The 13,136-nt window shown below is 61.1% G+C and carries 11 protein-coding genes and 1 pseudogene; 8 read left to right on the forward strand and 4 right to left on the reverse strand.

Translation table 11 applies throughout. From position 1 onward, the window contains the following. Positions 1 to 6 precede the first annotated feature (6 nt). The 7 genes from KUIN1_RS25470 to hutG all read left to right on the forward strand — a co-directional run bounded on the left by KUIN1_RS25470 (position 7) and on the right by hutG (position 8,353). On the forward strand, positions 7 to 858 hold the full coding sequence (locus tag KUIN1_RS25470; RefSeq protein ID WP_003343849.1) for an ABC transporter permease: 852 nt from the start codon (positions 7 to 9) through the stop codon (positions 856 to 858). Further along, positions 855 to 1,685 carry a quaternary amine ABC transporter ATP-binding protein gene (locus tag KUIN1_RS25475; protein ID WP_003405246.1) on the forward strand — a complete coding sequence of 277 codons (831 nt, stop codon included), beginning with the start codon at positions 855 to 857 and terminating at the stop codon, positions 1,683 to 1,685. Before KUIN1_RS25470 ends, KUIN1_RS25475 begins: the two co-directional genes overlap by 4 nt. Before the next feature lie 12 nt (positions 1,686 to 1,697). Continuing rightward, complete coding sequence (locus KUIN1_RS25480) at positions 1,698 to 3,239, forward strand: HAL/PAL/TAL family ammonia-lyase (RefSeq protein WP_003405248.1); 1,542 nt, start codon at positions 1,698 to 1,700, stop codon at positions 3,237 to 3,239. Positions 3,240 to 3,293: 54 nt separating this feature from the next. Further along, on the forward strand, positions 3,294 to 4,841 hold the full coding sequence (gene hutH / locus KUIN1_RS25485; protein WP_024640071.1) for a histidine ammonia-lyase: 1,548 nt from the start codon (positions 3,294 to 3,296) through the stop codon (positions 4,839 to 4,841). A gap of 102 nt (positions 4,842 to 4,943) precedes the next feature. After that, positions 4,944 to 6,320 (forward strand): amino acid permease, encoded by a 1,377-nt coding sequence (locus KUIN1_RS25490; protein ID WP_024641051.1) that lies wholly within the window; start codon positions 4,944 to 4,946, stop codon positions 6,318 to 6,320. Between the two features lie 15 nt (positions 6,321 to 6,335). Further along, complete coding sequence (gene hutI, locus KUIN1_RS25495) at positions 6,336 to 7,541, forward strand: imidazolonepropionase (protein WP_058823211.1); 1,206 nt, start codon at positions 6,336 to 6,338, stop codon at positions 7,539 to 7,541. An 11-nt stretch (positions 7,542 to 7,552) separates the two neighbouring features. Beyond that, positions 7,553 to 8,353, forward strand: coding sequence for an N-formylglutamate deformylase (gene hutG / locus KUIN1_RS25500; protein ID WP_003426898.1), 801 nt, complete (start codon positions 7,553 to 7,555; stop codon positions 8,351 to 8,353). Positions 8,354 to 8,506: 153 nt separating this feature from the next. On the opposite strand, the gene KUIN1_RS25505 is transcribed toward hutG, so the two are convergent. Then, positions 8,507 to 10,759, reverse strand: coding sequence for a heavy metal translocating P-type ATPase (locus KUIN1_RS25505; protein WP_116886451.1), 2,253 nt, complete (start codon positions 10,757 to 10,759; stop codon positions 8,507 to 8,509). Positions 10,760 to 10,844: 85 nt separating this feature from the next. On the opposite strand from KUIN1_RS25505, the gene cadR reads away from it, so the two are divergent. Further along, positions 10,845 to 11,291, forward strand: coding sequence for a Cd(II)/Pb(II)-responsive transcriptional regulator (cadR, locus tag KUIN1_RS25510; protein ID WP_003405262.1), 447 nt, complete (start codon positions 10,845 to 10,847; stop codon positions 11,289 to 11,291). On the opposite strand, the gene KUIN1_RS25515 is transcribed toward cadR, so the two are convergent. The 3 genes and pseudogenes from KUIN1_RS25515 to KUIN1_RS25525 all read right to left on the reverse strand — a co-directional run. Further along, positions 11,279 to 12,208 carry a hypothetical protein gene (locus tag KUIN1_RS25515; protein ID WP_024659400.1) on the reverse strand — a complete coding sequence of 310 codons (930 nt, stop codon included), beginning with the start codon at positions 12,206 to 12,208 and terminating at the stop codon, positions 11,279 to 11,281. The genes cadR and KUIN1_RS25515 overlap by 13 nt on opposite strands. A 3-nt stretch (positions 12,209 to 12,211) precedes the next feature. Further along, positions 12,212 to 12,409, reverse strand: a complete 198-nt coding sequence (locus KUIN1_RS25520) for a hypothetical protein (protein WP_003343866.1) — start codon at positions 12,407 to 12,409, stop codon at positions 12,212 to 12,214. A 74-nt stretch (positions 12,410 to 12,483) separates the two neighbouring features. Beyond that, a pseudogene (locus KUIN1_RS25525) lies at positions 12,484 to 12,795 on the reverse strand (thymidylate synthase); the annotation flags it as partial. Positions 12,796 to 13,136 lie beyond the last annotated feature (341 nt).

A 13,136-nucleotide genomic window follows, 5' to 3' on the forward strand; every position in this document is an offset into this window, starting at 1 on the left:
CCGCTTATGTTTCCTGAAAGCTTCACTTTCTCGATCGCCAACTGGGTCAACGATGGCGTCGACTCACTGGTCACGCAGTACGGCGATGTGTTCCGGCACATCTCCGACACCCTGCTATGGGCCATCGTCAACCTCGAAGGCCTGCTGCGCATGGCGCCGTGGTGGCTGATGCTGATGATCGTCGGCGGCATTGCCTGGCACGCGACACGCAAGATCGTCACGACGCTGGTCATCGTCGGCCTGCTGTTTCTGGTCGGTGCGGTCGGGTTGTGGGACAAGCTGATGCAGACCCTGGCGCTGATGCTGGTCGCCACGATCATCGCGGTGCTGATCGGCATTCCGCTGGGCATTCTTTCGGCACGCAGCAATCGTCTGCGCTCGGTGCTGATGCCGCTGCTCGACATCATGCAGACCATGCCCAGCTTCGTTTACCTGATCCCGGTGCTGATGCTGTTCGGTCTGGGCAAGGTTCCGGCGATCTTCGCCACGGTGATTTACGCCGCGCCGCCGCTGATTCGTCTGACCGATCTGGGCATTCGTCAGGTGGACGGTGAAGTGATGGAAGCCATCAACGCGTTCGGCGCCAACCGCTGGCAGCAACTGTTCGGTGTGCAACTGCCGCTGGCGATGCCGAGCATCATGGCCGGGATCAACCAGACCACCATGATGGCGCTGTCGATGGTGGTGATTGCCTCGATGATCGGCGCACGCGGGCTTGGCGAAGACGTGCTGGTGGGCATTCAGACCCTCAACGTCGGGCGCGGGCTGGAAGCGGGCCTGGCCATTGTCATTCTGGCGGTCGTCATCGACCGTATCACGCAGGCCTATGGCCGCCCACGGCATGAGGCGCACAAATGAGCAGCGTGGAACCGAACAAAATCGTCGTCAAAAACGTGTTCAAGATCTTCGGCAACCGCTCCAAGGAAGCACTGCAGTTGATCCAGCAAAACCACAGCAAGGACCAGGTGCTGGCCCAGACCGGCTGCGTGGTCGGGGTCAACGACCTGTCGCTGTCGATCGGCAGCGGCGAAATCTTCGTCATCATGGGCCTGTCCGGCTCGGGAAAATCAACGCTGGTGCGCCACTTCAACCGGCTGATCGACCCTACCAGCGGCGAGATTCTGGTCGATGGCGAAGACATCCTGCGTTACGACATGGAGGCTTTGCGCCAATTCCGCCGGCACAAGATCAGTATGGTGTTCCAGAGCTTCGGCCTGTTGCCGCACAAGACCGTGCTGGCCAACGTGGCCTACGGCCTGACCGTGCGTGGCGAGAGCAAAGCGCTGTGTCAGGAACGCGCGCAGCACTGGATCACCACCGTAGGCCTCAAGGGCTACGAAAACAAATACCCGCACCAGCTTTCCGGCGGCATGCGTCAGCGTGTAGGTCTGGCCCGCGCACTGGCGGCCGACACCGACATCATTCTGATGGACGAAGCATTCAGCGCCCTCGACCCGCTGATCCGCGCCGAGATGCAGGACCAGTTGCTGGAGCTGCAAGCCAGTCTGCACAAGACCATCGTGTTCATTACCCACGACCTGGACGAGGCCGTGCGCATCGGCAATCGCATCGCGATCCTCAAGGACGGGCGATTGATTCAGGTCGGTACGCCGAAAGAAATCCTTCATTCGCCCGCCGACGATTACGTGGATCGTTTCGTTCAGCGCCGCGTAGCCACCCTTTAAGGACCGTTGCAGATGTCGCGAGCAGAACAGATCGTCATCGGTGAAGCACCTGCGGGCTGGCAGGACGTGGTCGCCGTGGCCCGACATGGCGCAAGACTGGTCCTGTCGGACGCCGCTTGGGCACGGATCGACAACGCTCAGGCCATCGTGCAGCGCATCGTCGTCAGCGGCGAGCGCGCCTATGGCGTGAACACCGGGCTCGGCGCGTTGTGCAATGTGTCACTGCAAGGCGAACAGCTCAGTCGCCTGTCGCGCAATACCCTGCTCAGCCATGCCTGCGGCGTCGGTACGCCACTGGCCGACGAGCAGACCCGCGCAATCATCTGCGCCGCGATTCTCAACTACAGCCAGGGCAAGTCCGGCATTCACCGGCAAGTGGTCGAAGCGCTGCTGGCCCTGCTCAACCGCGGCATCACGCCGCAAGTACCGGCGCAGGGTTCGGTGGGTTATCTGACGCACATGGCGCACGTCGGTATCGCGTTACTGGGCATCGGTCAGGTCAGCTATCGCGGGCAGATCGTCCCGGCTGAGCAGGCCTTGAACGAAGAGGGTCTGGTTCCGGTCATCCTCGGAGCCAAGGACGGTTTGTGTCTGGTCAACGGCACACCGTGCATGACCGGCCTGAGCTGTCTGGCCATCGCTGATGCCGAGCGCCTGAGCCAATGGGCAGACGTGATCGGCGCGATGAGCTTCGAAGCCCTGCGCGGCCAGCTGGACGCATTCGATGCAAGCATTCTCGCCCTCAAGCCGCATCCGGGCATGCAGCAGGTGGGCAAGAACCTGCGCATGTTGTTGGCAGGCAGCGACGTGCTCGCCAGCAGTGAAGGCATTCGCACTCAAGATGCGCTGAGTATCCGTTCGATTCCCCAGGTGCATGGCGCCACCCGCGACCAGTTGGCTCACGCCACTCGGCAGGTCGAGATCGAGCTCAATTCAGTCACCGATAACCCGCTGCTGCTCGGCACGCCCGAGGCTTTCCGCGTGGTGTCCCAGGCCAATCCACACGGCCAGTCGGTGGCCATGGCGGCAGACCTGCTGTGCATGGCGATGGCCGAGCTGGGCTCGATCGCCGAACGACGCCTCGACCGCCTGATCAACCCTATGGTCAGCGGCCTGCCGGCGTTTCTGGTCACCCAGCCGGGCGTCAACTCGGGAATGATGATCGTCCAGTACGTCGCCGCTTCGCTGTGCGCGGAAAACCGCCAGATGGCGCAACCGGCCGTGGTCGACAACTACGTGACCTCCGGTCTGCAGGAGGATCACCTGAGCCTGGGCACCAGCGCCGCGCTCAAGCTGCACAAGGTGCTGGGCAATACCACGCAGATTCTGGCCATCGAGTATCTGCTCGCGGCCCAGGCGTTCGAATTTCTCAAGACACAGGGTTTTGGCGTGGGCACCGGTGCCGCGTGGCGACTGCTGCGCGAGCGCATTCCGGCCTACGACGAAGACCGCTGGCTGGCCCCGGACATCGCCAGCAGCGCGGCCCTGCTCAAAGACGAAACGTCGCTGGAAAGGGTTTTCCAGCACTGCCGTGACAACGCGGCAGGCCTATAAAAGCAGCGTACGGCCACACGCCGTCGCTGACATCCATCAAGGAGTAGCAGCATCGTGACCACCTTATCTGCCAAGACGCTGAACCTGATCCCCGGCCAACTGACCCTGGCACAACTGCGCGGCATTTATCTGCAGCCGGTCAGCCTGACGCTGGACAGCAGCGCGAACCAGCAGATCGACGACAGCGTCGCCTGTGTCGAGCGCATTCTGGCCGAGAACCGCACCGCCTACGGCATCAACACCGGCTTCGGCCTGCTCGCTTCGACGCGGATTGCCAGCGAAGACCTGGAAAACCTGCAGCGTTCGCTGGTGTTGTCGCATGCGGCCGGTGTCGGTCAGCCGATCAGCGATGAGCTGGTGCGTCTGATCATGGTGCTCAAGGTCAACAGCCTGAGCCGCGGCTTCTCGGGCATTCGGCGCGTGGTCATCGACGCCCTGATTGCGCTGATCAATGCCGAGGTCTACCCGCATATTCCGCTCAAGGGCTCGGTCGGTGCTTCCGGTGACCTGGCGCCGCTGGCGCACATGTCGCTGGTGCTGCTGGGCGAAGGTAAGGCGCGCTACAAGGGCGAATGGCTGAACGGCGTCGACGCGCTGGCGGCTGCCGGGCTGCAACCGCTGACCCTCGCCGCCAAGGAAGGGCTGGCACTGCTCAACGGCACGCAAGTTTCCACCGCGTATGCACTGCGCGGCTTGTTCGAGGGCGAAGACCTGTTCGCTGCGGCTCTGACTTGCGGCTCGTTGACTGTGGAAGCAGTACTCGGTTCGCGCTCGCCCTTCGACGCGCGCATTCATGCCGCACGCGGGCAGCGCGGGCAGATCGACGCGGCGGCCTGCTACCGCGACCTGCTGGGCGAAAGCAGCGGCGTGTCCGAGTCGCACCGCAATTGCGACAAGGTTCAGGACCCCTACTCGTTGCGCTGCCAGCCACAGGTCATGGGCGCATGCCTGACACAGCTGCGTCAGGCCGCCGAGGTGCTGGAAATCGAAGCCAACGCGGTGTCCGACAACCCGCTGGTGTTTGCCGCCGAGAACGACGTCATATCCGGTGGCAATTTTCACGCTGAGCCGGTCGCCATGGCAGCGGACAACCTCGCGCTGGCCATCGCCGAGATCGGCTCGCTCAGCGAACGACGCATTTCGCTGATGATGGACAAGCACATGTCGCAGTTGCCGCCCTTCCTGGTGGCCAACGGCGGCGTCAATTCCGGGTTCATGATCGCGCAGGTGACCGCCGCCGCACTGGCCAGTGAAAACAAGGCATTGGCCCATCCACACAGTGTCGACAGCCTGCCAACCTCGGCCAATCAGGAAGACCATGTGTCGATGGCCCCGGCCGCCGGCAAGCGCTTATGGGAAATGGCAGAAAACGTTCGCGGGATTCTTGCCGTAGAATGGTTGGCTGCCTGCCAGGGTCTGGACTTGCGTGAAGGTCTGAAAACCTCTCCGAAGCTGGAGCAAGCCCGCAGCCTGTTGCGCAGCAAGGTCCCGTTCTATGAAAAGGACCGCTTTTTTGCACCGGACATCGAAGCTGCCAGTCAGCTGCTGTCCTCCACTTGCCTGAACCCGCTGGTTCCTGCACGTCTGCTACCGAGTCTGTGATGCACCGCGAGCCTGGCAGGGCTCGCTTTGGTCATCGCTGCGGGAGGCCGGATGCAGACGTTCTCGCGGCTTTTGCCATACCTGTAATGAAATGGACCTGAAATGACGTCACAAGATGGTTTGAAACGCGGGTTATCCGCCCGCCACATCCGCTTCATGGCCCTGGGCTCTGCCATCGGTACAGGGTTGTTCTACGGCTCGGCCTCGGCGATTCAACAGGCCGGGCCTGCCGTACTGCTGGCTTACCTGATCGGCGGCGCGGCGGTGTACATGGTGATGCGCGCGCTCGGCGAAATGGCGGTCCACGACCCGGTGTCCGGTTCGTTCAGCCATTACGCCACGCGCTACATGGGCCCGCTGGCCGGCTTCGTGCTCGGCTGGACCTATGCGTTCGAGATGATCATCGTCTGCCTCGCCGACGTGACCGCATTCGGCATCTACATGGGCTTCTGGTTTCCGGAAGTGCCGCGCTGGATCTGGGTGCTGGGCATCGTCTTTCTGATCGGCGCGCTCAACCTGTGCAACGTGAAAGTCTTTGGTGAAACCGAGTTCTGGCTGTCGATCCTCAAGGTCAGCGCCATCGTGGCGATGATCGTCGCAGGCTTCGGCATCATGATCTTCGGTATCGGCAGCTCGGCCAGCGGCAGCGAAATCGGCATCAGCAACCTGTGGGCGCATGGCGGCTTCATGCCCAACGGTGTCACCGGCCTGATCGCCTCGTTCGCGGTGGTGATGTTTGCCTTCGGCGGCATCGAAATCATCGGCATTACCGCAGGCGAAGCGAAGGACCCGCGACGCAGCCTGCCGCAAGCGATCAATGCCGTGCCGCTGCGCATTCTGCTGTTCTACGTGCTGACTCTGTTCGTGCTGATGTGCATCTACCCGTGGCCGCAGATCGGCACGCAGGGCAGCCCGTTCGTGCAGATTTTCGACAACCTGGGTATCGCCTCGGCGGCGACCATCCTCAACATCGTGGTGATCTCGGCTGCCGTCTCGGCGATCAACAGCGACATCTTCGGCGCAGGCCGCATGATGTATGGCCTGGCCCGTGAAGGTCAGGCGCCCGCCAGTTTTGCCCGCGTGTCGCGCCATGGCGTGCCGTGGATGACCGTGCTGGTCATGGGCATCGCGCTGCTGGGCGGCGTGCTGCTCAACTACCTGATCCCCAAGGACGTGTTCCTGCTGATCGCTTCGCTGGCCACCTTCGCCACCGTGTGGGTATGGCTGATGATTCTGCTGACGCAGGTCGCCATGCGCCGCTCGATGAGCCGCGAGGAAGCGGCACAGCTGAAATTCGCCGTGCCGTTCTGGCCTTACGGGCCGGCGGCTGCCATCGCCTTCATGCTGTTCATCTTCGGCGTGCTGGGTTACTTCCCGGACAACCGTGCAGCCTTGATCGTCGGCGCAATCTGGATCGTGCTGCTGCTCATTGCCTACGCTGTGTGGGTCAAGCCCAAGGCGCTCAACACCACTCATTGATCAACGAGGCCTCGAATGAAAACGCTCTGGAAAAACTGTCACATCGCAAGCATGGCGCACGGCAAATACTCGATCATTGAGGATGCCGCCATCGTGACCTCCGGAGCGCTCATCGAGTGGATCGGGCCTCAGGCCGCGCTGGCCGAGCCGGAACATGACAACTGCATCGATCTGGACGGTGCCTGGGTCACGCCCGGCCTGATCGATTGCCACACCCATACGGTGTTCGGCGGCAACCGCAGCGGCGAGTTCGAACAGCGTTTGCAGGGTGTGAGCTACGCCGAGATCGCCGCAGCGGGCGGCGGTATTGCCAGTACGGTGCGTGCGACGCGCGCCGCCAGTGAGGATGAGCTGTACGCCAGTGCCGAGCGCCGTCTGCGGCATCTGCTGAAAGACGGCGTCACGACCGTCGAGATGAAGTCGGGCTACGGGCTGGACCTGGAAAACGAGCGCAAGATCCTGCGGGTGATTCGTCGTCTGGGCAACACCCAGCCCGTCACCGTGCGCGCCACCTGCCTGGCCGCCCATGCGCTGCCACCGGAATACGCCGACCGCGCCGACGATTACATCAACCACATCTGCAATGACATGCTCCCGGCGCTGGCAGCCGAAGGACTGGTCGATGCAGTGGATGCTTTCTGTGAATACCTGGCGTTTTCGCCCGCGCAGGTCGAGCAGGTGTTCATCACCGCAGGGCAGTTGGCGCTGCCGGTCAAGCTGCATGCCGAGCAGCTGTCGTCATTGGGCGGATCGAGCCTGGCCGCGCGCTACAAGGCGCTGTCGGCGGATCACCTGGAGTTCATGACCGAAGACGACGCCATCGCCATGGCCGCCGCCGGAACCGTCGCGGTGCTGCTGCCGGGGGCGTTTTACTTCCTGCGTGAAACACAACTGCCGCCGATGGACGCGCTGCGCAAGCACGGCGTGCCGATCGCGATTGCCACCGACCTCAACCCTGGCACCTCGCCGGGCCTGTCATTGCGCCTGATGCTGAACATGGCCTGCACGCTGTTTCGCATGACGCCCGAAGAAGCACTGGCGGGGGTAACGCTCAATGCCGCCAGGGCGCTGGGCATGAGCGCGACCCACGGCTCGCTGGAGGTCGGCAAGGTCGCGGATTTCGTCGCCTGGAACATCGAACGACCGGCTGATCTGGCCTATTGGCTGGGCGGCGATCTGGACAAACGCATCGTGCGCCACGGCGTCGAATCATCGATCTGAAGGAGAGCCCTGTGGATAACGTTCTGACATTCAAGCGTGGCCGCATTCCGCTGCTGATCAGCATGCCGCATGCCGGTCTGAAACTGACCCCGGTGGTCGAAGCTGCGCTGGTGGACGAAGCCTTGAGCCTGCCGGACACCGACTGGCACATCCCGCGTCTGTATGACTTCGCCGCCGAATTGGGCGCCAGCACCCTGGCCGCCGAGTACTCGCGTTTTGTCATCGACCTGAACCGGCCCGCTGACGACAAGCCCATGTACGCAGGTGCGACCACCGGCCTGTTTCCGTCGATCCTGTTCGATGGTGTACCCCTGTTCAAGGACGGCCAGACGCCCAGCGCCGAGGAGCGGGCGCGCTATCTGCAGCAGATCTGGACGCCCTATCACCAGACGCTGGAGCAGGAACTGCAGCGCATGCGTGACGAGTTCGGTTATGCGCTGCTGTTCGACGCCCACTCGATTCGCGGCCACATTCCGCACCTGTTCGACGGTCGCCTGCCGGACTTCAACCTGGGCACCTTCAATGGCGCAAGTTGCGACCCGGAGCTGGCCAGCCGAATGGAGCAGGTCTGCGCAGCGGCCAAGGACTACAGCCATGTGCTGAACGGGCGCTTCAAGGGCGGCCACATCACCCGCCACTACGGCAACCCGGCCAACAACATCCACGCCGTACAGCTGGAGCTGGCGCAAAGCACCTACATGGACGAATTCGTGCCCTTCCACTACCGCCCGGACCTGGCCGAACCGACTCGCGCCGTGCTCAAGCCACTGCTGGAAACCTTCATCGCCTGGGGGCAAGAGCGCTTCGGCTGACAACGTCGGACGCAGAGCGTCCAGAAAGGCGCTACCACGCGGAGCGTGGGAGCGATGGCCATAGCCGATAGCAACACCGATTATCGTTCCCGCGCTCCGCGTGGGAATGCCGTTCCGGACGCTCCGCGTCCGCCCTTCAAGGTTCCCGCCTGATCACTTCTTGAGCAAGCGCAAGCCGTTGAACACCACCAGCAAGCTCACGCCCATGTCGGCAAACACCGCCATCCACATGGTCGCCAGACCCGAGAAGGTGATGCCGATGAACAGCACCTTGGTCACAATGGCCAACACAATGTTCTGCTTGAGCACTGCCGAGGTTCGACGGGACAGCTTGATAAACGTCGGTATCTTGCGCAGATCATCGTCCATCAGGGCGACATCTGCCGTTTCGATAGCCGTATCGGTGCCTGCCGCAGCCATGGCGAAACCAATCTCCGCACGGGCCAGCGCAGGGGCATCATTGATACCGTCACCGACCATGCCCACCCGGTGATTGCGGCTGTAAAGCGCCTCAATGGCACTGAGCTTGTCGGCAGGCAGCAGATTGCCCTGCGCTTCGTCGATGCCGACCTGATCGGCAATCGCCTTGGCCGTGTGCGGGTTATCACCGGTGAGCATGACCGTCTTGATGCCCAGCTCGTGCAACTGGGCGATGGCTTCGCGGCTGGTCTCCTTCACCGTATCGGCGACAGCAAACAGCGCAATCGGGCCAGATGCATCGAGCAACAGCACCACGGTCTTGCCCTGCATTTCCAGCGCATCGAGCCTGGCTTCCAGCTCTGGCGAGCACAGGCCCAGTTCTTCCACCAGACGATGGTTGCCCAGGTGATACATCTGGCCGTTGATCTCGCCTTTCACACCGCGCCCACCCAACGCCTCGAACGCACTGACTTCATGCAGCGTCAGGCTGCCATCGGCGGCCTTGGCAATGGCCTGGGAAACCGGGTGATCTGAACGACCCGCAAGGCTCGCGGCGATGGCAGGCGCGCTGTCGGCGACTGCGGGGTTCAACGGCACATAGTCGGTCTGCACCGGCTTGCCGTGGGTCAGCGTGCCGGTTTTATCCAGCGCCAGATAATCGAGCTTTTCGCCCATTTCCAGATAAACGCCACCCTTGATCAAAATACCCTTGCGCGCCGCCGCTGCCAGACCGCTGACGATGGTCACCGGCGTGGAAATCACTAGCGCACATGGGCAGGCCACTACCAGCAGCACCAGCGCCCGGTAGATCCAGTCATACCATTCGCCGCCAAAGAACAGCGGTGCGACCAACGCCAGCGCCAACGCGACGACGAATACCACCGGCGTGTAGATACGGGAGAAGCTGTCGACAAAGCGCTGAGTCGGCGCACGCGAACCCTGAGCCGCTTCCACCGCATGAATGATGCGCGCCAGCGTCGAGTTGTTTGCCGCCGCAGTAACACGGTATTCCAGTGAGCCCGCCTGGTTAATGGTGCCCGCGAAAACCTTGTCGCCGACGGTCTTTTCCACCGGCAGACTTTCACCGGTGATCGACGCCTGATCGATGGTCGAGCTACCAGACACCACTTCACCATCAAGGCCGACACGCTCGCCGGGCTTGATCCGGACGATAGCCTCCAGTTCGACGTTTTTGGCTTCGACTTCCTGCCAACTGCCATCCGCCTGCTTGACGGTGGCAAGCTCTGGCGTCAACTGCATCAGGCCACTGATCGCATTGCGCGCGCGGTCTAGCGATTTGGCTTCGATCAACTCGGCAATGGTAAACAGGAACATCACCATCGCCGCTTCCGGCCACTGACCGATCAGAATCGCGCCGGTCACCGCGATGCTCATCAGCGCATTGATATTCAGGTTGAAGTTCTTGAGCGCGATCCAGCCCTTCTTGTAGGTGGTCAGGCCGCAACTGAAGATCGACACCAGTGCCAGCAGCGCCACAACCCAGGTCGGGCCGAGCGATGCAAAATGGACCACCTCTGCGCCAAGCGCCGCAACGCCGGACAACGCCAGCGGCCACCAGTGTTTCTTCACCACCGGCGCCGGTTCGGCAGACGCTGCACCTTCCTCGACCGGCTCGGCCTGCATGCCCAGCGAGCTGATGGCCTCACGAATCGGGTCGGTGGAAGGCAGATCGTGCCAGACGCCCAGCATGCGGTTAATCAGGTTGAATTCCAGCTTCTGCACACCGGCCAGCTTGCCCAGTTTGTTCTGGATCAACGTCTGCTCGGTGGGGCAATCCATCGCCTCGATACGGAAGCTGCTCAGACGACCGCCCGCTGCTGGCGCTTCGCCAAAGGTCACTACGGCAGGCTGTGCCTCGCTGGAGCAGCACGAATGCGCATGCTCCACGGGTTTTTGCTCGTGCGCGTGCTCGCCGTGATCATGATCGCGGTCATGTCCGGGGGAATTCTTGATCGTCGTGCCCATTCGTGTGGCTCCAGGATTCTGCTTGTTGCCAAGTGAACACCCTGTAGCCACTATAGGGTCAAGCACTCAAACGAGATGAGTCCAAATGAAAATCGGCGAACTGGCAAAACTGACCGACACCCAGGTCGAAACCATCCGTTATTACGAACGCGAAGGCCTGCTGCCCGCGCCCGCCCGCAGCGATGGCAACTACCGGCTGTACACCCAGGCACACACGGAGCGCCTGTCGTTCATCCGCAATTGCCGCAGCCTGGACATGACCCTTGGAGAAATCCGCAGCCTGCTCAACCTGCGCGACAGCCCGCAGGACCAGTGCGAAAACGTCAATGCCCTGATCGACGAACACATCGAACACGTCAACGCCCGCGTCGCAAGCCTGCAAGCACTCCAGGAACAACTGCTCGACCTGCGCCGCCGCTGCAGCGATGGCACGACAGAACATTGCGCGATACTGGAAAGGCTGGAAGTGACGGGCGCTGTGGCAGCGCCAGAGGGCGAGCCTTCACATGTGGGGAGGAGTCATGGGCATTGAGACGGGTTTGAGACCTTTGATGCAAGCTGCGCAGCTTGCACCACCGCCACAAGCTCAGTGATCGCCTTGACGAGCTGATCCTTGGCAGCTTTCTCTTTCGCTGTCTCTTCACCCGCCCGCTCAGAATCAACGCGTTTGAACGCTTCGCGTACCTCCTCGCTGAAGATGCTGATCGAGACGATATTTTCCTGCCGAAAACCAATAGGCCTGAGCGGTGTATCACTTGGGTAATCGGTCGTGTACACCACTTTCAGGGTGTCCTTGTCCCGATAGCCACTGACGGTCGGGATAAGCAAAATTTCCTGATTCACACCCGTCACTTCGGTAGGGGCTCCGACGTCCATGATGTAACCGACGTAGACCTTTCGATCCGCCATCGTGATCATCACTTCGTCCTTGTCGACAAATGCATCGAAAAGCGTCGAGCAGATAGGGCTGTGATCTACAGACTCGCCCAGCAGATAGGCCACAATTTCTTCTTTTTTTCTGGCACCCAGTTGCCACTTGAGAATCCTGACAGTAAGAAAAGCCCCTAGGTCTGGCATCACAAAGGTCAGTAAACCTGACAAGGCAAGGAACACGCCCACTTGGCTAAAATTCCTGCCAGTGATGTCGAAATCCTGCCCTACTTGACTTAAAGCGCCCATGAAATCGGTGTTCACGGCAAAACAGAGTGGGGAGGTCGCGCTCGCCGTTTGGAGCCATTCGGGACACAACACACCCCAGTCATGCGAGAACAGTCCTGCAAGGACTGCGGTGGCAGACATGGCCGCTACAAAGCAGTAAATCCCATAACGGCCCACCTGCAGATAAAGCATCTGGCCCTCATAGCGATGCAACCTGCAGTAAATGGTGGGATCTTTCAGGCACACCAAAAAGCCGCTGACGAGTAGTGGCAGCAGAAGTAAAAAAGCCATTTATCAGGATTCGGCTTGCGGAGTGACCAGTTTTTTAGCCTTATCGCGGGAGGAGCGAACCAAACCTTCGATTTCTTTGGCGTCCATGGACATGCGACCACCCCTCACCACAAGAGTGTCGATGCTCTTGATTGCCTGCATGAGGGCCGCGTCTTCAGCCTTCTTCGTATCACTACGATGTCCAATCCGATTGAAAAACATAGTCGATTCCATTGAACAGGGTCAGGGGACTTACGCCAAAACTATAGCACAACGCTCAATTCGCTCTTACGGACTCAAACCGCCATCGGCGCCGTCATTGCCGGGTGATGCTGATAGCCTTCCAGTGAGAAGTCCGAAGGCTCGATCAGCTCCAGCCATTCAGGCTGGTACACACCGGTCTTGGCGAATTCCGGCACGCGGTCGGAGATCACCAGTTTGGGCATCGGGTACGGCTCGCGGGTCATCTGTTCGTTGAGCATGTCCAGGTGGTTTTCGTACACGTGGGCATCGCCGATGAAGTAGGTGAACCAGCGCGGCGTGTAGCCGGTCAGACGGCCGATGAGGCTTAGCAGCGCGGCGCCTTCGGTCAGGTTGAACGGCGTACCGAATGGCTTCATGCGACCCAGATAATGCACACTACGATTTAGATCTTTAGCAAAATCCCGAGAATCTCGGAGTGCATTATTATAATTGCACATTACGACTGTAAAAACAAGAGCTTACCCCCCACTAATGAATATTTTCTCTACGCCTTGCCCTATGAGCCTCGGATGAAATGGACAGCTCCGGCAAACGTTCACGGCTAGCGTGAAGCCCCCCCTATTTCCGTCAAATTGTCCCAAGCGAAAGCAGAGGCCCTCGTGGGCAAGCCGCTCCGGATTCGCCTGGAAACCTATACAATCGGCATAGGCAATCTGCCATTACGACTATCACTTCTCGCAACGGA

The organism is Pseudomonas sp. KUIN-1, assembly GCF_009176725.1.
Lineage (GTDB): Bacteria > Pseudomonadota > Gammaproteobacteria > Pseudomonadales > Pseudomonadaceae > Aquipseudomonas > Aquipseudomonas fragariae.

What these genes read in the sequence shown, in the direction of transcription:
- KUIN1_RS25470 (WP_003343849.1), top strand. Translation starts at nt 7, where the DNA reads ATGTTTCCTGAAAGCTTCACTTTCTCGATCGCCAACTGGGTCAACGAT.
- KUIN1_RS25475 (WP_003405246.1), top strand. Translation starts at nt 855, where the DNA reads ATGAGCAGCGTGGAACCGAACAAAATCGTCGTCAAAAACGTGTTCAAG.
- KUIN1_RS25480 (WP_003405248.1), top strand. Translation starts at nt 1,698, where the DNA reads ATGTCGCGAGCAGAACAGATCGTCATCGGTGAAGCACCTGCGGGCTGG.
- KUIN1_RS25490 (WP_024641051.1), top strand. Translation starts at nt 4,944, where the DNA reads ATGACGTCACAAGATGGTTTGAAACGCGGGTTATCCGCCCGCCACATC.
- hutI (WP_058823211.1), top strand. Translation starts at nt 6,336, where the DNA reads ATGAAAACGCTCTGGAAAAACTGTCACATCGCAAGCATGGCGCACGGC.
- KUIN1_RS25505 (WP_116886451.1), bottom strand. Translation starts at nt 10,759, where the DNA reads ATGGGCACGACGATCAAGAATTCCCCCGGACATGACCGCGATCATGAT.
- cadR (WP_003405262.1), top strand. Translation starts at nt 10,845, where the DNA reads ATGAAAATCGGCGAACTGGCAAAACTGACCGACACCCAGGTCGAAACC.
- KUIN1_RS25515 (WP_024659400.1), bottom strand. Translation starts at nt 12,208, where the DNA reads ATGGCTTTTTTACTTCTGCTGCCACTACTCGTCAGCGGCTTTTTGGTG.
- KUIN1_RS25520 (WP_003343866.1), bottom strand. Translation starts at nt 12,409, where the DNA reads ATGTTTTTCAATCGGATTGGACATCGTAGTGATACGAAGAAGGCTGAA.